Annotated in this window: 16 protein-coding genes; 6 read left to right on the forward strand and 10 right to left on the reverse strand. The window is 65.2% G+C overall.

Annotation, left to right across the window (positions count from 1 at the left end; genetic code table 11):
- Positions 1-22: 22 nt before the first annotated feature.
- Genes ACNJX9_RS19100 through topA form a run of 3 tightly spaced genes read right to left on the reverse strand, consistent with a single transcriptional unit; the run spans position 23 to position 5,575 of the window.
- Positions 23-463: a DUF983 domain-containing protein gene (locus ACNJX9_RS19100; RefSeq protein WP_439409887.1), complete on the reverse strand. Its 441-nt coding sequence runs from the start codon at positions 461-463 to the stop codon at positions 23-25.
- Entirely contained in the window at positions 457-2,811 is a 2,355-nt protein-coding gene (gene rnr / locus ACNJX9_RS19105) for a ribonuclease R (protein ID WP_439409888.1), read from the reverse strand. The genes ACNJX9_RS19100 and rnr overlap by 7 nt, the downstream gene beginning before the upstream one ends.
- 7 nt (positions 2,812-2,818) lie before the next feature.
- A complete protein-coding gene (gene topA, locus ACNJX9_RS19110) occupies positions 2,819-5,575 on the reverse strand; it encodes a type I DNA topoisomerase (RefSeq protein WP_439409889.1) in 2,757 nt (918 codons plus the stop codon).
- A 226-nt stretch (positions 5,576-5,801) separates the two neighbouring features.
- Here topA and ACNJX9_RS19115 point away from each other — a divergent pair, with 226 nt between their 5' ends.
- Positions 5,802-6,041 (forward strand): hypothetical protein, encoded by a 240-nt coding sequence (locus ACNJX9_RS19115; RefSeq protein ID WP_057756782.1) that lies wholly within the window; start codon positions 5,802-5,804, stop codon positions 6,039-6,041.
- 144 nt (positions 6,042-6,185) lie between these two features.
- Here the strand turns inward: ACNJX9_RS19115 and ACNJX9_RS19120 are convergent, their stop codons facing one another.
- On the reverse strand, positions 6,186-6,653 hold the full coding sequence (locus ACNJX9_RS19120) for a winged helix-turn-helix transcriptional regulator (protein WP_439409890.1): 468 nt from the start codon (positions 6,651-6,653) through the stop codon (positions 6,186-6,188).
- Positions 6,654-6,772: 119 nt separating this feature from the next.
- Here ACNJX9_RS19120 and ACNJX9_RS19125 point away from each other — a divergent pair, with 119 nt between their 5' ends.
- Positions 6,773-7,546, forward strand: a complete 774-nt coding sequence (locus ACNJX9_RS19125) for a glucose 1-dehydrogenase (RefSeq protein WP_057756554.1) — start codon at positions 6,773-6,775, stop codon at positions 7,544-7,546.
- 175 nt (positions 7,547-7,721) lie between these two features.
- Positions 7,722-7,904 (forward strand): hypothetical protein, encoded by a 183-nt coding sequence (locus ACNJX9_RS19130; RefSeq protein ID WP_057756550.1) that lies wholly within the window; start codon positions 7,722-7,724, stop codon positions 7,902-7,904.
- A gap of 69 nt (positions 7,905-7,973) precedes the next feature.
- Here ACNJX9_RS19130 and ACNJX9_RS19135 read toward each other — a convergent pair whose 3' ends face one another.
- Positions 7,974-8,582 carry an FMN-dependent NADH-azoreductase gene (locus ACNJX9_RS19135; protein ID WP_057756547.1) on the reverse strand — a complete coding sequence of 203 codons (609 nt, stop codon included), beginning with the start codon at positions 8,580-8,582 and terminating at the stop codon, positions 7,974-7,976.
- Positions 8,583-8,665: 83 nt separating this feature from the next.
- Between ACNJX9_RS19135 and ACNJX9_RS19140 the strand changes: the two genes are divergently transcribed.
- Positions 8,666-9,076 carry a winged helix-turn-helix transcriptional regulator gene (locus ACNJX9_RS19140; RefSeq protein WP_439409891.1) on the forward strand — a complete coding sequence of 137 codons (411 nt, stop codon included), beginning with the start codon at positions 8,666-8,668 and terminating at the stop codon, positions 9,074-9,076.
- On the opposite strand, the gene dprA is transcribed toward ACNJX9_RS19140, so the two are convergent.
- Complete coding sequence (gene dprA, locus ACNJX9_RS19145) at positions 9,073-10,215, reverse strand: DNA-processing protein DprA (protein ID WP_439409892.1); 1,143 nt, start codon at positions 10,213-10,215, stop codon at positions 9,073-9,075. The two genes, ACNJX9_RS19140 and dprA, sit on opposite strands and share 4 nt — an antisense overlap.
- A 90-nt stretch (positions 10,216-10,305) precedes the next feature.
- Here dprA and ACNJX9_RS19150 point away from each other — a divergent pair, with 90 nt between their 5' ends.
- The gene (locus ACNJX9_RS19150; RefSeq protein WP_439409893.1) at positions 10,306-11,550 is read left to right on the forward strand and encodes an amidase; all 1,245 of its coding nucleotides are present in this window, start codon (positions 10,306-10,308) and stop codon (positions 11,548-11,550) included.
- On the opposite strand, the gene ACNJX9_RS19155 is transcribed toward ACNJX9_RS19150, so the two are convergent.
- From ACNJX9_RS19155 to ACNJX9_RS19170, 4 genes are all read right to left on the reverse strand, one after another.
- Positions 11,542-12,714, reverse strand: coding sequence for a patatin-like phospholipase family protein (locus ACNJX9_RS19155; RefSeq protein ID WP_439409894.1), 1,173 nt, complete (start codon positions 12,712-12,714; stop codon positions 11,542-11,544). The genes ACNJX9_RS19150 and ACNJX9_RS19155 overlap by 9 nt on opposite strands.
- 169 nt (positions 12,715-12,883) lie before the next feature.
- The gene (gene plsY / locus ACNJX9_RS19160; protein ID WP_057756533.1) at positions 12,884-13,480 is read right to left on the reverse strand and encodes a glycerol-3-phosphate 1-O-acyltransferase PlsY; all 597 of its coding nucleotides are present in this window, start codon (positions 13,478-13,480) and stop codon (positions 12,884-12,886) included.
- Positions 13,481-13,530: 50 nt separating this feature from the next.
- The gene (locus ACNJX9_RS19165) at positions 13,531-14,832 is read right to left on the reverse strand and encodes a dihydroorotase (RefSeq protein ID WP_439410084.1); all 1,302 of its coding nucleotides are present in this window, start codon (positions 14,830-14,832) and stop codon (positions 13,531-13,533) included.
- 5 nt (positions 14,833-14,837) lie between these two features.
- Positions 14,838-15,785 carry an aspartate carbamoyltransferase catalytic subunit gene (locus tag ACNJX9_RS19170; RefSeq protein WP_057756530.1) on the reverse strand — a complete coding sequence of 316 codons (948 nt, stop codon included), beginning with the start codon at positions 15,783-15,785 and terminating at the stop codon, positions 14,838-14,840.
- 175 nt (positions 15,786-15,960) lie between these two features.
- Between ACNJX9_RS19170 and ACNJX9_RS19175 the strand changes: the two genes are divergently transcribed.
- Complete coding sequence (locus ACNJX9_RS19175; protein WP_439409895.1) at positions 15,961-16,719, forward strand: M15 family metallopeptidase; 759 nt, start codon at positions 15,961-15,963, stop codon at positions 16,717-16,719.
- Positions 16,720-16,736: the final 17 nt, after the last annotated feature.

The following is a 16,736-nucleotide window of genomic DNA, read 5'->3' on the forward strand; positions in this document are numbered from 1 at the left end:
CCAGACGGTTCTTGCTTGTTGCTTACACAGGCGGAATACCATCCGGCGGGTCCTCGTCAAACCCGTGCATGCGCAGAGCCCATTGCAAGCCGACCACAGCTCCCTTCACCGGCTGCAACAGGGCGAGCGAGGCGAAGAAGGTGAAGGGCAAATAGGCCACGAAGCTGAGCCAGACCGGCGTCGTGTAGTTGGTCTCGATCCAGAGGATGGTGGGCACCACGATGTGGCCGACGATGACGATGACGAGATAGGCGGGCAGATCGTCGGCGCGGTGCGGCGTGAAGTCGAGGCCGCAAGAGGCGCAATGGTCCGCCGTCTTCAGGAAGGCGCGGAACAGCTTTCCCTGGCCGCAGCGTGGGCAGCGGCCGCGAAAGCCGCGCTTCATCGCCGCCCACAGGTCGCGCTTCTCGACGAGGCCGGTCTCGCGCGTCCAGATTTTTGGCGCCGTGCTCATGGTCACCAAGCCTTGCCCTTGTTGCCTTTGCTCTTGCCCTTGTTCTTTCCCTTGTCCTTTCCCTTGCCGGATTTCTGCTTTGACGGCTTGCGTTTTTTATCCGGGCTGCGGCCGGGATGGGCCTTGAAGGAGGGGCGGCGTTGCGGATTGGGGCGCCTGCGATCGCGCGGGCTCGTCTCGCTGGAGGACGACAGCAGTTCGAAACGCAGCGCGCCGGCAACGGGGGCAGCTTCAATCAACCTGATGTCGACGACGTCACCGAGCTGGTACATGGTGCCGCTGCGCGTGCCGATCAGCGCGTGGCGGCTCTCGTCATAGTTGAAATATTCCGTGCCGAGGGATCGGATCGGGATCAATCCGTCCGCGCCGGTGTCGCTCAGCTTCACGAACAGGCCGGCACGGGTGACGCCGGAGACGCGGCCCTGAAAGGTCGCGCCGATGCGGTCGGCGAGGTGATGCGCGATCAGGCGGTCGACGGTCTCGCGTTCCGCCTTCATCGCGCGCCGCTCGGTCAGCGAAATGTGGGCCGCGACTTCGCTTAAAGTTTCCGGCGTCTCGCTGTCGGGCAGGGCGCCTTCGCCGAGCCCGAGCGCGCGGACCAGCGCGCGGTGCACGACGAGGTCGGCATAGCGACGGATCGGCGAGGTGAAATGCGCATACCGACGCAAATTCAGGCCGAAGTGTCCATAGTTTTCCGACGAATATTCCGCCTGCGCCTGGGCGCGCAGCACCACCTCGCTCACCAGCGGGTAGTAGTCATGGCCTTCGAGCTGGGCCAGCACGCGGTTGAACAGGGTCGGGCGCAGCGCGCCTGATTTGGTGAAGGGGACGTCGAGCGTCTCCAGGAATTCTGCGAGCGCATGGACCTTCTCCAGCGTCGGCTCGTCATGGACGCGGTAGATCAGCGGGAGCGACTTCTTCTCCAGCATCTCGGCGGCCGCGACATTGGCGAGGATCATGAACTCCTCGATCAGCTTGTGCGCGTCGAGACGCTCCGGCACGACGACGCGGTCGACGGTGCCGTCGCTCTTCAAGAGGATCTTGCGTTCGGGCAGATCGAGATTGAGCGGATCGCGCTCATCGCGCGCGCGCTTGACGCAGGCGTAAGCCGCATAGAGCGGCCTCAGGATCGGGTCGAGCAGGGGACCGGTGGTGTCGTCGGGCCGGCCGTCGATCGCAGCCTGCGCCTGCGCGTAGCTCAGCTTCGCAGCCGAGCGCATCAGGATGCGATGAAAGCTGTGCGACTTCTTGCGGCCATCAGGGGCGATGATCATGCGCACCGCGAGCGCGCCGCGCGGCTCGCCCGGCACCAGCGAGCAGAGATTGTTGGAAATGCGCTCGGGCAGCATCGGCACGACACGGTCGGGGAAATAGACCGAGTTGCCGCGGTCGAGCGCGTCGCGGTCGAGCGCGGTGCCCGGCCGGACGTAGAAGCTCACGTCGGCGATGGCGACGTCGACGATGAAGCCGCCCTTGTTGTTCGGATCAGGGTCTGCTTGCGCATGCACCGCGTCGTCGTGATCCTTGGCATCAGGCGGATCGATGGTGACGAGGGGGACGTCGCGCCAGTCTTCGCGTCCCCTGAGATTCGCAGGCTCCGCCGCTTCCGCCTCGCGCTCGGCGGCGGAGGAGAACTGCAAGGGGATGTCGTGGGCGTGGATCGCAATCAGGCTGATCGCCTTCTCCGACTTGACCGAGCCGAGCCTCTCTTTCACCCGGCCTGAGGCGAGGCCAAAGCTACGGGTGCGGACGATGTCGACACTGATGAGGTCGCCGTCCTGCGCGCCCTTGGTGTCGGCGGCGGCGATATTCAGCTCGCGGTCGGCCATCTTCTTGTCGACGGGGATGAGTCGTCCGCCGCCTTCAGGCAGCGCGCGGAACACGCCGAGAATGCGGCTCTTGGCCTTGTCGATGAGCTTGATGATACGGCCGCGATAGGCCGGGCCTTCGCCCTCGTCCGTGCGCTCGACCCGCAGCAATGCGCGGTCGCCTATTCCGGCGGCGGTGCCGGGTTTGGGCCGGCGCGGCATCTCGATCGGGATCTTTGGCGGCTCGCCGCTCTCGACCTCGTCCCATTCGGCGGGGGAGGCGATCAACTCGCCGTCGCGGTCGCGGCCGGTGATGTCGGCGAGCAGCGTCGGCGGAAGGGCGTCCGGCTCGGAGACCGTATGGCGTTTCTTCTTGATGGTGCCGTCGTCGGCGAGCTCGCGCAAAATGCGCTTGAGCTCGATGCGGTCGGCGTTCTTCAGGCCGAACTCGCGCGCGATGTCGCGCGTTCCGACCTTTCCTGGATGTGCCTTGATGAAGGCGACGATGGCTTGCCTGTCGGGAAAGCCACGGTCTTTCTTTGGTTTCACTTAACCTCTAATTCTTGCCGGCACTCTTCTTGGCCGGAGCCTTGGTGGCGGCGCTCTTGGTCGGCGACGTCTTGGCAGTCGTCGACACGGCAGCGCGCGCCTTGCTTGTGGATTCGGATTTGGCCGCGGCTTTCTTCGCGGCCGGTTTCTTTGGCTTCGGCGCGGTGTCGTCACCGTCCGCAGCCTGCTCTGTCGTCTTTTTGGCCTTGGCCGGCTTCGCGGCCTTCTTGGCCTTCGCCTTGCCGCCGCCCTTTCCGCCCCCTTTGGCCGCGCGCTCGTCGATCAATGCGATCGCCTGCGCCAGCGTTACCGTGTCCTTTTCGAACTCGGCCGGGATGGTCGCGTTGACGCCGCCCGCGGTGACATAGGCGCCATAACGGCCGCTCTTCACGGTGACGGTGCCGAGGGTGGGATGATCGCCGAGCGCCTTGCCGGGATCGGCACCAAAACGGCGGCTTGGGCCCTTGGCGACCTTCTCGGCAATCAGCGTCACGGCGCGGTTGAGGCCGATGTCGAAGACTTCGTCGCCGGCCTCGAGGCTGGCATAGGTCTTCTCGTGCTTCACGAACGGCCCGAAGCGACCGAGGCCCGCCGTGATCGGCTGACCGGTCTCGGGATGCCTGCCGATCTCGCGCGGCAGCGACAACAGCTTGAGCGCAAGCTCCAGGTCGACATCGCTGGGCGAGGTGCCCTTCGGGATGCCCGCACGCTTCGGCTTCTCGCCTTCCTCATAATCCTTCTGCTCACCGAGCTGGATGTAGGGGCCGAAGCGGCCGGCCTTGACCCAGACATCGCGGCCCGTCGCCGGATCCTGGCCGAGCGAGCGGTCGGCGGTGGTCTCGCCGTCGGCGGCGAGCTGACGGGTGTAGCGGCATTCCGGATAGTTCGAGCAGCCGACAAAGGCGCCGAACTTGCCGGCCTTCAGGTTGAGACGGCCAGTGCCGCAGCTCGGGCACTGCCTGATGTCGCCGCCGTCGGTGCGCGGCGGATAGATGTGCTGGCCCAGCATGTCGTCGAGCACATCGAGCACCTGCGCGACGCGCAGATCCTTGATCTCCTCGACGGCGCCAATGAAGCCGGTCCAGAAATCCCTCAGCACCTGCTGCCAGGAGATCTCGTTGTTGGAGATGCGGTCGAGCTGCTCTTCCAGGTTGGCGGTGAAGTCATACTCGACGTAGCGGTTGAAGAAGCTCTCCAGGAACGCGACCACGACGCGGCCCTTGTCCTCGCCATGCAGGCGTTTCTTCTCGAGCTTGACGTAGCCACGGTCCTTCAGCACCTGCAGGATCGAGGCATAGGTCGAGGGCCGGCCGATGCCGAGCTCTTCCATGCGCTTGACCAGCGAGGCTTCGGAGAAACGCGGCGGCGGCTCGGTGAAGTGCTGGGTGACGGAGAGCGACTGCCGCTTGATCGCCTCGCCCTGGCTCATCGCCGGCAGGCGGCGTGAATCCTCGTCCTCCTCGTCGTCGCGGCCTTCCTGATAAAGGGCGAGGAAGCCGTCGAACTTGACGACCTGGCCGGTCGCGCGCAGCTCCAGCGTGCGACCGCCGGCCTTGGCCGTGATGTCGACCGTGGTGCGCTCCAGCTCGGCCGATTCCATCTGGCTCGCGATGGTGCGCTTCCAGATCAGCTCATACAGCCTGGCCTGATCGGCATCGAGCCTGCGGCTCATGCTGTCGGGACGGCGCGTGAGGTCTGTCGGGCGGATCGCTTCGTGCGCTTCCTGGGCGTTCTTGGCCTTGGCCTGGTACTGGCGCGGGGCGTCAGGCACATAGGCGTTGCCGTAATCCTCGCCGATCACCTTGCGTGCCTGGGTGATCGCGGACGGATCGATCTGCACGCCGTCGGTACGCATATAAGTAATGAGTCCGGTGGTCTCGCCGCCGATGTCGATGCCTTCATAGAGGCGCTGGGCGATGCGCATGGTGTGCGCCGGCGCAAAGCCGTATTTGCGGCTGGCTTCCTGCTGCAAGGTCGAGGTGGTGAAGGGCGCCTGCGGATTGCGGCGCGCGGGCTTGGCGTCGACCGCGGTCACCGCGTAGGTGGCCGCTTCCAGCGCCTTCTTGAAGTCCTCGGCTTCCGCGCCGGTACCGATGTCGAGGCGCTGGATCTTCTTGCCGTCGGCGCCAACCAGGCGTGCCTCGAAGGCGTCGCCGCGCGGTGTCAGCAGGGTCGCGATCAGCGACCAGTACTCACGCGGCACGAACTTCTCGATCTCCAGCTCGCGGTCGCAGACGAGGCGCAGCGCCACCGACTGGACGCGGCCGGCCGATCGTGCGCCCGGCAGCTTGCGCCACAGCACGGGGGAGAGCGTGAAACCGACCAGATAGTCCAGCGCCCGGCGCGCCATATAGGCGTCGACCAGCGCGCCGTCGATCTGGCGCGGATGCTTCATGGCGTCGGTGACCGCCTGCTTGGTGATGGCGTTGAACACCACGCGCTCGATCTTCTGATCTTTCAGCGCGCGCTTCTCTTTCATCACCTCCAGCACGTGCCAGGAGATGGCTTCGCCCTCGCGATCAGGGTCGGTCGCCAGAATCAGGCGGTCGGCACCCTTCAGGGATTTGGCGATATCGTTGAGCCGGCCGGCCGCCTTGGGGTCGACCTCCCAGATCATCTTGAAATTGGCCTCGGGATCGACGGAACCGTTCTTCGCGGGCAGATCGCGAACATGGCCGAACGAGGCCAGAACCTCATAGGACGAGCCCAAATATTTGTTGATCGTCTTGGCTTTCGCCGGCGACTCCACAATGACGATATTCATGTAGTTCCAGTAACTTACGGGGAAATCTCGGGCCGATTTCCTCTAGATTCGGGTCGGCCGTTTCGTCCCGAACATGGGTGGTGGGGCGGGTCCTGTCAAATCGAAGGGTGTTGAAAGCCCGCCAAATGGGAAAAGTTTCATATCGAGAAAGTTGCAAATTACCACCTTGGAGTTGTAGTCGCTGTCGGCGTAATGTACCCGCGGGGCATGGATTCGGGTGGGACTGGTGGCAAAACCAGGACGGAAACGCGCGCGCGACGCGGCGCGCGCGCAAGCACGTTCGCGCAACGAGGAACCGGGCGAGGGCGGCGCTGACGAGGCGGTTGCCTTCATAGCCGAGCAGGTGGCCAGCTTGCGCAAGCTCGCCGAGCGCCACGAGCTGGGCGTGCTCCATTATCTCCTGGGCATGACCAAGCTGGAGGCCGAGGAGCATTTGCGGCTGCGGAGCAAGCGCAAGCTGTCGTGAGGGCGGGGCGGTGTAGGGCATACCGTACCCACCTCGTCATTGCGAGCGCAGCGAAGCAATCCAGGAATCCCACCGCAGAGACAGTCTGGATTGCTTCGTCGCAACGGCTCCTCGCAATGACGGTGTGGCGACAGTACGCTGCTCTTACGCAGACCGCCGGCGCGATGCCGGCCGCAGCTTCACCATTGTATCGGGCTGACTGAGCAGCCGGCCGTCCTCGGCGCGCAGTTCGAGCTTCTTCACCGGTCGGCCTTTTGCGCGATCGACCAGGATGGTCGTGATCTGCTCGGGATGATCGTCGAATTCCTCGCTCCATTGCCGAAGCGCCACCAGGATCGGGAAGAGGCCGCGGCCCTTCGGCGTCAGCACATATTCGTGGTAGGCGGTGCCGTCGGAGGCGGGGGCTGTTTCCAGTATGCCGTGGTCGACCATCGACCGCAGCCGCGCCGACAGGATGTTCTTGGCCATGCCGAGCTTGCTCTGAAACTCGCCGAAGCGGCGCACGCCGAACAGCGCCTCGCGAATGATCAGCAGCGACCACCAGTCGCCAATCGCCTCCAGCGATCGTGCGATCGGGCAGGCATCACCCTCAAAACTCGTTCGCTTCACCATCGTGCTGGTCCTGTCGCATGCGCCCGCTCGGCCCCGATCACGCGGATGTGTGGTTGCATCATAAAACCATATGCCCTAGATGGCAACATAGTTTCATTATGCAACCACTGGAGACGAGCATGAGGCTGACGAACAAGACGGCATTGATCACCGGCGGCAACAGCGGCATTGGCCTGGCAACGGCGAAGCTGTTCGTGGCCGAGGGCGCCAAGGTGATCGTCACCGGGCGCAACAAGGAGACGCTGGAGGCCGCGGCCAGGGAACTCGGCCCGAACGCGATCGCGCTAGCTGCCGATGCGACCGACATTGCCGCGACCGAAGCTGCGATCAAGAAGGGCACCGACAAGTTCGGCAAGCTCGACATCGTGTTCGCCAATGCCGGCATCCCCGGCAACACGCCGCTCGGTTCGACGACGCATGAGGCTTTCGAAAAGGTGATCAGCACCAACCTCACCGGCGTATTCTTCACCGTTCAGTCCGCGCTGCCTTACCTCAACGACAACGCCTCGATCATCCTCAACGGCTCGGTGATCTCAGTGCTCGGCATTCCCGGCTATTCGGCCTATGGCGCGGCCAAGGCCGGCGTGCGAGCGATGGCGCGGATCATGGCTTCGGAGCTGTCGCCGCGCGGCATCCGCGTCAACGTGGTCGCGCCCGGTGCGATCCGCACGCCGATTTGGGGCGCTGCGATTGCCACGCCCGAAGCCGAGAAGGCATTCGAGAAGCGCATCGGAATGTCGACGCCGCTCGGGCGCATTGGCGAACCTGATCACATCTCGAAGACGGTGCTGTTCCTCGCCTCGGACGATGCCGCCCATATTCAGGGCCAGGAGATCTTCGTCGATGGCGGCGCGGTTGCCTCACCCGCCGGCGCGCCGATCTATCGCGGCTGATCAAATCAGTTTCAAACTGAATCGGCCGGCACTTGCCGAAAATGGTTGCGCCGGCCGGTTCCCGCGTGTCGGGAGATGTATTTCCTGAAGCTTGCGTGACGCGTTGAACCTTTGCGTGCGCTGCCAAGACTTTTCTACGGGCAGGGGTCATAGGACTCATTTGAGGGAGCCCGTCATGCCGAAAGCAGCACGCATTTTAGCTCCGATTTCAGACCCGCGTATTTACACTGAACGCTCCGCAGTTCCTGCCAAGCACTCCGACATGTCGGAATTCATCGGGGTTGCCATCTTCTCCGGCATCGGCCTGCTCATGTCGCTCGTGGCCGTAATCCTGGGCATCCAGGGCTCCTGGTTTTAGCTTCGCAAACAATCTGCCGCTCTGTCAGCCGCCGCAGCACCGCTCGCGGCTGACGTCGTCGGCGTAGCCTCAGGCCGCTTGCAGGCCCGTTGCGGCCTGGAGGGCCCCCGCAAGCGCCTTCTCGCGATGTTCGGGCCCGAGATTGACGCCGTCTGCGGAGATGAATTCCAGGCTCGTGATCCCCATGAAGCCGAACACCCAACGCAAATAGGTTTCCAGATGTTCGCCGGCCGCGTACGGCGTCTCGGCGCCATAATGACCGCCGCGGGAAATCGCCACGATCACGCGCTTGTCGCCAACAAGGCCCTCCGGGCCGCTCGCGTCATATTTGAACGTCTTCCCCTTCACCAGCACGCGGTCGATCCAGGCCTTGAGCTGGCTTGGAATCGTGAAATTGTACATGGGCGCGCCGATCACGACGATGTCGGCATCGAGGAACTCATTCAGGACGGTCTCGCTCGCGGTGAGGTCAGGTCCGAGCTCCGCAGGCGCGGGTGCGCCCTGGGCGGCGGCCAAGTGGGATCCGGACAAGTGCGCGAGCGGGGTCTCGGTCAGGTCGCGGTAGACGACCTCAAGCGAGGGCGTGGCCTGCCTGAGCCGGTCGACGATGGCGGCGGAAACCTGCCTGGAGACGGAGTGGGGGCCGAGAACGCTGGAGTCGATATGGAGGAGTTTCATTGGGGTCACCCATGGTATAGATTTGTAACCCGCACTACATGAGTGACTGTCAAAAACCCCGCAAGAACGCACATTTTTGAGCCATGGGCACATCTTTGGAACCGACACACATCGATTTTGCCGCCGAACGGAGGCCCGATCCCAACCATTCCGACTGCCGCAACGTCGCCTCGATCCTCGCGCGGGTCGGCGACAAATGGAGCGTGTTCGTGATCATGATGCTCAGCGACGGGCCGAAGCGCTTCAATGAGCTGAAGCGCATGATCAACGGCATCTCGCAGCGGATGCTGACCCTGACGCTGCGCGGGCTGGAGCGCGACGGCCTCGTCACGCGCACGATTTTCCCGACCATTCCACCGCGCGTTGATTATGAGTTGACCGATCTCGGCCACGGGCTGCAGCAGCCGGTGAAGGCGCTGGGCGAGTGGGCGATCGCGCACCAGGAGAAGATCGCGGCGGCGCGCACGCGGTTCGACGAGCGCAACAACGCCTAGATCAGCGACACCAGTCCGCCGCCGTGGTGTTCGAGCCGACCGGCGAGCTCGAGCTCCAGCAGCACCATGCGCACGATCGCGGGTGAGGCGCCGGACAAGCGCACGAGATCGTCGATCGAGATGGGGGCGGGGCCTAGCAGGCCGGTGATCTGGTCGTGGTCGTGGCCTTGCGGATCGCTCTCGAACGGCTCGCTGTCGGGCTCGCTCGCGGGACTCATCAGCGGCCGCTCCACGATCGGCTGCACCGCATTGATGATGTCGGACGCTTCCGTGACGAGCGTTGCACCCTGCTTGATCAGATCGTTGGTGCCGGCAGCGCGCGGATCGAGCGGCGAGCCGGGCACCGCGAACACTTCGCGGCCCTGTTCGGCGGCCATGCGCGCGGTGATCAGCGAGCCGGAACGGTGTGCGGCTTCGACCACGACCACGCCGAGCGATGCGCCCGAGATCAGCCGGTTGCGGCGAGGGAAGTCGCGGGCGCGCGGCTCGTGGCCGAGCGGCATTTCCGAGATCGCAGCGCCCTGATGATCGAGGATCGCGCTGAGCAGATCGCCATGCTCGGGCGGATAGATGCAGTCGTGGCCGCCGGCGAGCACCGCGATGGTGCCGCTCTCGACGCTGGCGCCATGCGCGGCCTGGTCGACGCCGCGGGCAAGCCCTGAGATGATGATGAAGCCGGCCTCGCCAAGCTCGCGCGCGAGCTGGCCGGCGAATTTCAGGCCGGCTCCGGAGGCATTGCGCGAGCCGACGATCGCAATCATCGGCCGCATCAGCGTCGCTCTGTCGCCGCGTATGGCAAGCAAAGGTGGGGCATCGTCGAGCGTCGAAAGCCGCGCCGGATATCCGTCCTCGCCGGGCGCGAGCCAGGCGATGCCGAACTTTCGGCTTGCGGCGAGCTCGGCCTTCGCTTCATCCACGCTGCAGATGCGCCCCGACCGCTGCGCGCCGCCGCGGCGGGCCAGATCCGGCAGCCGCTCCAGCGCCGCGCGGACGCTGCCGAAATGATCGACCAGCGAGCGGAAGGTGCGTGGCCCGACATTGTCCGAGCGGATCAGCCGCAGACGGTCGATCCGCTCTTGCTCGCTCAGCTCCACGCTCTTGTTGATGGCGTCCACGGTGTCTCCTTGCAGAGGCAGCATGGAACAACCTGAGGGCGTGAGCAAGCGTGGCATGCGCTTGCGCGGCCTTGTTGCAATGCTAAAAGCGATGCCAATAAGAAGGGTATTGCCATGATTTCACTCGCCGATCTCCAGCGCCGCATCGAAGCGGGCGAGCTTTCGCCCGAGCACGCCATCGCCCAGTCGCATGCGGCGATCGAGGCCAAGGAGAAGGACGTCCATGCCTTCGTCCGCCACGACATCTCCGCGAAGGCGCAGGCCTCCGGTCCGCTGCGCGGCATCGCCGTCGGGATCAAGGACATCATCGATACCGCTGATATGCCGACCGAGATGGGCTCGGAGATCTATCGTGGCTGGCAGCCGCGCGCCGATGCGCCTGTCGTGATGATGTTGAAGCGGGCGGGCGCCACCATCATCGGCAAGACCACGACCACGGCGTTCGCATCGCGAGATCCGACGCCGACGCTCAATCCGCACAATCCCGGTCATACGCCTGGAGGTTCGTCGTCGGGCTCGGCGGCCGCCGTCGGCGCCGGCATGATCCCGCTGGCGCTGGGCACGCAGACCGGCGGCTCGGTGATCCGGCCTGCCGCCTATTGCGGGGCCGCCGCGATCAAGCCGTCGTTCCGGATGCTGCCGACGGTCGGCGTGAAATGCTATTCTTGGGCGCTCGACACGGTCGGCCTGTTCGGATCGCGCGCGGAAGATCTCGCGCGCGGACTGTTGGCGATGACCGGCCGCACCGAGTTCTCCGGCATTGTGCCGGCGAAAGCGCCGCGCATCGGCGTGGTCCGGCAGGAGTTTGCCGAAGCCGCTGAGCCGGCGGTAGAGGAGGGCTTGCTGGCCGCGATCAAGGCGGCCGAGAAGGCCGGCGCCAGCGTGCAGATCATCGATCTGCCCGAAGCGGTCAAGGAGGCCTGGCGCATCCACCCGATCATCCAGGATTTTGAGGCGCATCGCGCGCTCGCCTGGGAGTTTGACCAGCATCACGACGAGATCGCACCGATGCTTCGCGCCAGCCTTGATGAGACCGTCGGGCTGACGCCGAAGGAATATGATGATGCGCGCCGCATCGCTCGCCGCGGCCGCCGCGAGCTCGGTGAGCTGTTCGAGGGTTTCGACGTGCTGCTGACTTATTCGGCGCCCGGCACTGCGCCGGCCAAGGACCTCGCCTCGACCGGCTCGCCCCGCTATAACAGGCTGTGGACGCTGATGGGCAATCCTTGCGTCAACGTGCCGGTGATGAAGGTCGGTGGCCTGCCTGTTGGCGTGCAGGTGATCGCGCGCTTCGGCAACGATCCCGGCGCGCTGGCGGCGGCGTGGTTTTTGGAGAATGCGCTGGCGAAATCAGGCTAGCGCGGGTTCGGCGGCGGGCAACGCGCGCTGGGGCGCGGCGCCAGCTGGGCCAAGCCAACGCTCGGCGGCCTCGCGGCCGCTCCGGTGCAGCAGGCGGATGAAGCCGCGGCCGAGATCGGTCGACGAGCGCTGCGCAAGTCCGTCAACAGAGTCTTCGGCGGCGATCTTGGAGAGCCGCAGCGCTGGCGCTGCGTGCGCCTGCGCCCATTCGATCGCTGCGATCTCGGCCTTGAGCGCGGCATTGGCTGCGATCTGGTCGAGACGGCGATCGATCGCGGCGAGCGTGATCGGTACATAGCTGTCGCGCGTCGGCGTGACCTGGACGATGAGCAGATCGGCCGTCGTCGATTGCTGCGCAAGTTTCAGCAGCGGCGGATTGCCGCCGAAGCCGCCATCCCAATAGGCCTCGCCATCGATCTCGACGGCGCAATGAACGAGGGGCGGACAGGTCGAGGCGAGCGCGACATCCGCGGTGATGGCGTCGTTGCCGAAAATCTGCTGCTGGCCGTCGCGGATCCGCGTCGCCGCGATCAGCAGCTTCGGGCATTTCGCATCGCGCAAGGCGGCAAAATTGATGTCGCGCGAGAGCGCCTGGCGCAGCGGGTCGAGATCGAACGGATCGAACTGGCCGGAGCGCAGCGTCGGTCCGAAGGCGACCGAGCTTCCTGCCGGCGAGAAGCCGCCGACCAGCATCAGCGAGCGGAACGAGGCCTCGTGCATCAACCGGGTCCAGAACCGGTTCAGCCGGTTGCGGGCACCTTCGCGGCCGCCCTCGGCAAGGCCGCAGGCGAGGAGCAGCGCGTTGATGGCGCCGGCGCTGGCGCCGCTGATGGTGTCGAATTCGATGGATGGCTCTTCCAGGAGCCGCTCCAGCACGCCCCAGGTGAAGGCGGCAAAGGTGCCGCCGCCCTGGAGCGCCACCGAAAGTTTCCGCGGAGGCCATTGCTGGGGGCGAGTGCGCGCAAGGGGCGCGGCTGTCGTTATGACCGGCGCGGGCGCTTGCACGATGGTAGCGGGCGGCGGCGCCGGCGGAACGGGAGCGGGTTTTGGCGCGGGAGGCGGTGTAGGCGCGTCAGACCAGATATTGGTCGACAGCAGCAGGCGGCTCGCCGCAGTGCTCTGCGAGCTACCGTCTTCATGCGTGCCGTCAATCTTCTCGCTCATTCTGAGCAACCGCGTAACGCCATGTCCACTGTCAGGATGACAGGCATGGAACCTGACCGCCACTAGCTCCCGCGTGTGGGGTGAAAGTTGCGAACAGGATTTGGCATATAATGCGGAAGAGGCGCGGCGGTATCCGTAGTTTTTCCGGTCTTGGATTCGAAAGCGCTGTTTAGGCCTTCTCGCCGATGCGGCCTTCTTTTCCTGATTGCAGTCGCTTGATGTTCTCGCGGTGCATGTAGAACAGCAGCAGCGTCAGCACGACGGACAGCGAGGCCAGGGCAAGGTGGCCGAACCACCACAAAAACAGCGGCGTGATGAAGGCCGCCACCAGCGCCGAGAGCGAGGAATAGCGGGTGGTGAAGGCTGTCGCGAGCCAGATCAGGCAGAATACCAGCGCCGCCGGCCAGAACAGGCCGAGCAGGATGCCGATATAGACGGCGACGCCCTTACCGCCCTTGAACTTGAGCCAGACCGGGAAGAGGTGGCCGAGGAAGGCGCCGAGACCTGCCAGCATCGCGGCATTGGGGCCGGCGATATAGCCTGAGATCACCACCGCCGCGGTGCCCTTGAGCGCGTCGAGCAGCAGGGTCGCCGCGGCGAGGCCCTTGCGGCCGGTGCGCAGCACATTGGTGGCGCCGATATTGCCGGAGCCGATCGAACGCAGGTCCTGCGTGCCGGCAAGCCTGGTCAGGATCAGCCCGAACGGAATCGAGCCGAGGAGGTAGCCGATGATGAAGGCCACCGGCAGGAATGCATCAAGCCCCATGTCTACAAATCCTCTGGCGGCCTCTCCATGGCTGACATAACCAGCGCCCATTAGACATGCTCGTAAACCGTTCTTCCGCCGACGATGGTCCTGACCGCGCGGCCTGTAAAGCGGGCTTCGTCGAACGGGGTGTTCTTGCAGGGCGATTTCAGATCGGCGGGATCGACCACCCAGGGGACATCGGGATCGATCACCACGAGATCGGCCGGGCTGCCCACGCGCAGGGTTCCGCCCGGAAGGCCAAGCAGTTCGGCCGGCCGCGTCGACATGGCCCGGATCAGCGTCTTGAGCTCGAGTTCCTCATTGTGGACCAGCCGCAGGCCCGCCGGCAGCATGGTCTCGAGCCCGATGGCGCCGGGAGCGGCTTCCGCGAACGGCAGGCGCTTGACCTCGACGTCCTGCGGATTGTGGTCGGACATGATGACGTCGACGAGGCCGGAGGCCACCGCCTCGACCAGGGCGCGGCGGTCGTCCTCGGTGCGCAGCGGCGGTGACAGTTTCAGGAAGGAGCGGTAGGGGCCGATGTCGTTCTCGTTCAGCGCAAGATGATTGATCGAGACCGAGGCGCTGACGGCAAGGCCGGCGTCGCGGGCGCGCTTCAGGATCTCGAGCGAGTCGATGCAGGACAGCGAGGCCGCGTGATAGCGGCCGCCGGTCAGCGCAACGAGGCGCATGTCGCGTTCGAGGATGACGGCTTCGGCGGCCTTCGGGATGCCCATCAGGCCGAGGCGCGAGGCAAACTCGCCCTCGTTCATCACGCCTTCGCCGACCAGGTCCGGGTCTTCGGTGTGATGCACGATCAGCGCGTCGAAATCGCGGGCGTAGGTCAGCGCGCGCCGCATCACCTGCGAATTGGTGACGCTGCGGTCACCATCGCTGAAGGCGATGGCGCCGGCGGCCTTGAGCAGGCCGAACTCGGTCATCTCCTCGCCGCGCATGCCTTTGGTCAGCGCTGCCATCGGCTGGATGTTGACGATCGCTGTGTCGCGCGCGCGGCGCATTACGAAGTCGACGGTCGCGGAATTGTCGATGACGGGCGATGTATCCGGCTGGCAGATGATGGTGGTGATGCCGCCGGTCGCGGCCGCCTGGCTGGCGCTCGCAAAGGTCTCGCGATGGCTGAAACCGGGCTCGCCGACAAAGGCGCGCATGTCGATCAGGCCCGGCGCCACGATCTTGCCGGAGCAGTTGATGACGTCGGTCCCCTCGGGGACGCCGGCCGCCCCAATGCCGCGGCGGGTCTCGCGGATGATGCCGTCGGCAATCAGGACGTCGCCGGGGCCGTCGAAATCCCTGGAGGGATCGACGACGCGGGCGTTGGCGAGCAGGATCGGGCGGCGGTCGATCAGCATGGGCATCACGCGTTCGGCAGGTTACGGGCGAGTGCTTCCAGCACCGCCATGCGCACGGCAACCCCCATCTCCACCTGTTCGCGGATCAGGGATTGCGCGCCGTCGGCAACCGCGGTGTCGATCTCGACGCCGCGGTTCATGGGACCGGGATGCATCACCAGCGCATCGGGCTTGGCGTAGGCGAGCTTCCTCTGGTCGAGCCCGAAATAATGGAAATATTCCGAGGTCGATGGCACGAAGGAGCCGTTCATACGCTCGCGCTGCAGCCGCAGCATCATCACGATATCGGCGCCGTTGAGGCCCTCGCGCATGTCGCGCGCGACCTCGACGCCCATCCGCTCGATACCGGGCGGCAGCAGCGTGGAGGGGCCGACGACGCGGACACGGGCGCCCATGGTGTTGAGCAGGATGATGTTGGAACGCGCCACGCGCGAATGCAGCACGTCGCCGCAGATCGCGACCACCAGGCCCTCGATCCGGCCCTTGTTGCGGCGGATGGTGAGCGCATCGAGCAGCGCCTGGGTCGGGTGCTCATGCGCACCGTCGCCGGCATTGATCACGGAACCGTCGACCTTGCGCGCCAACAGTTCCACCGCGCCGGAGGCGTGATGGCGCACCACCAGGATGTCGGGGTGCATGGCGTTGAGCGTCATCGCGGTGTCGACCAGCGTCTCGCCCTTCTTGATGGACGAGGAGGACACCGACATGTTCATGACGTCGGCACCTAAGCGCTTGCCCGCGAGCTCGAACGAGGATTGGGTCCGGGTCGAGGCTTCAAAGAAGAGGTTCACCTGCGTCCGTCCACGCAGGACGGTGCGCTTCTTGTCAACCTGGCGGTTGAGCTCGACATATTCTTCGGACAGGTCGAGGAGGCCGGTAATGTCGGCCGCGGAAAGGCCCTCGATGCCCAGCAAATGCCGGTGGCCGAGGACGAAGGTCGATTTCGATGTCATTAAAGCGAGAGCTATAGGCGCGGATGCCTGATGGAGCAAGGGCCAATGCCGGGGCGGGGAGTTATCCCCTGATCTGTCTTGCTGTCATTCCGCGGCGATGCGAAGCATCGAACCCGGAATCTCGAGATTCCGGGTTCGGCTCTTCGAGCCGCCCCGGAATGACAGGGAAGTTTAGATGCGCTCCATCAGAACGATTTCGATCGCACTTTTAGCAATCATCGCAATCTCCACCACCCACGCCCAGTCACTCCCCGGCGGCTTCGTCTATCTGCGGGATATCGATCCCACCATCATCCAGGACATCCGCTACGCCACGCCGAACAATTTCGTCGGCCGTCCGCTCGCCGGCTATGGTGCCGGCGAATGCGTGGTGAAGCGCGAAGTCGGCCTGCGGCTGAAAGCGGTCCAGCAGGAACTGGCGACGCAGAACTTGTCGCTGAAAATGTTCGACTGCTACCGGCCGGCGCGGGCCTCGCTCGACATGGTGAGATGGTCGCAGAACGGCCACGAGACCGCAGCCGATCGGCGTTACAATCCGAAGATTCCCAAGACCGAACTGTTCCGCCTCGGCTATATCGCGAGCCGCTCGCAGCATTCCACGGGCGCCGCGCTCGATCTCACGCTGGTCGATCTCAAGGCCGACAATTCCGCCAGGATCGATCCGTCAAGGTCCTACGCTGATTGCACGGCGCCCGTCGCGGCGCGGCTGCCGGAAGGCAGCGTCGACATGGGCACCGGTTATGACTGCACCGATGAGAAGGGGCATACCGCAGCACCGTCGATCTCGCCCGATCAGCGCGCCTGGCGCAGGCGGCTGGTGGCTGCGATGGCGAGGCAAGGCTTTGTGAACTATTCGAAGGAGTGGTGGCATTTTTCCCTGCCGGGGGCGGGCGGGGCGGCCTATGATTTCCCGATCCAGCCGCGGCGGAACTGATTCCGGCCCGAGACACG

The sequence above is a fragment of the Bradyrhizobium sp. BLXBL-03 genome, from assembly GCF_051853015.1.
GTDB lineage: Bacteria > Pseudomonadota > Alphaproteobacteria > Rhizobiales > Xanthobacteraceae > Bradyrhizobium > Bradyrhizobium manausense.

What these genes read in the sequence shown, in the direction of transcription:
- ACNJX9_RS19120 (WP_439409890.1), bottom strand. Translation starts at nt 6,653, where the DNA reads ATGGTGAAGCGAACGAGTTTTGAGGGTGATGCCTGCCCGATCGCACGA.
- ACNJX9_RS19155 (WP_439409894.1), bottom strand. Translation starts at nt 12,714, where the DNA reads ATGAGCGAGAAGATTGACGGCACGCATGAAGACGGTAGCTCGCAGAGC.
- ACNJX9_RS19125 (WP_057756554.1), top strand. Translation starts at nt 6,773, where the DNA reads ATGAGGCTGACGAACAAGACGGCATTGATCACCGGCGGCAACAGCGGC.
- ACNJX9_RS19135 (WP_057756547.1), bottom strand. Translation starts at nt 8,582, where the DNA reads ATGAAACTCCTCCATATCGACTCCAGCGTTCTCGGCCCCCACTCCGTC.
- dprA (WP_439409892.1), bottom strand. Translation starts at nt 10,215, where the DNA reads ATGCTGCCTCTGCAAGGAGACACCGTGGACGCCATCAACAAGAGCGTG.
- ACNJX9_RS19140 (WP_439409891.1), top strand. Translation starts at nt 8,666, where the DNA reads ATGGGCACATCTTTGGAACCGACACACATCGATTTTGCCGCCGAACGG.
- ACNJX9_RS19165 (WP_439410084.1), bottom strand. Translation starts at nt 14,832, where the DNA reads ATGCTGATCGACCGCCGCCCGATCCTGCTCGCCAACGCCCGCGTCGTC.
- ACNJX9_RS19150 (WP_439409893.1), top strand. Translation starts at nt 10,306, where the DNA reads ATGATTTCACTCGCCGATCTCCAGCGCCGCATCGAAGCGGGCGAGCTT.
- plsY (WP_057756533.1), bottom strand. Translation starts at nt 13,480, where the DNA reads ATGGGGCTTGATGCATTCCTGCCGGTGGCCTTCATCATCGGCTACCTC.
- ACNJX9_RS19175 (WP_439409895.1), top strand. Translation starts at nt 15,961, where the DNA reads ATGCGCTCCATCAGAACGATTTCGATCGCACTTTTAGCAATCATCGCA.
- ACNJX9_RS19130 (WP_057756550.1), top strand. Translation starts at nt 7,722, where the DNA reads ATGCCGAAAGCAGCACGCATTTTAGCTCCGATTTCAGACCCGCGTATT.
- ACNJX9_RS19170 (WP_057756530.1), bottom strand. Translation starts at nt 15,785, where the DNA reads ATGACATCGAAATCGACCTTCGTCCTCGGCCACCGGCATTTGCTGGGC.
- topA (WP_439409889.1), bottom strand. Translation starts at nt 5,575, where the DNA reads ATGAATATCGTCATTGTGGAGTCGCCGGCGAAAGCCAAGACGATCAAC.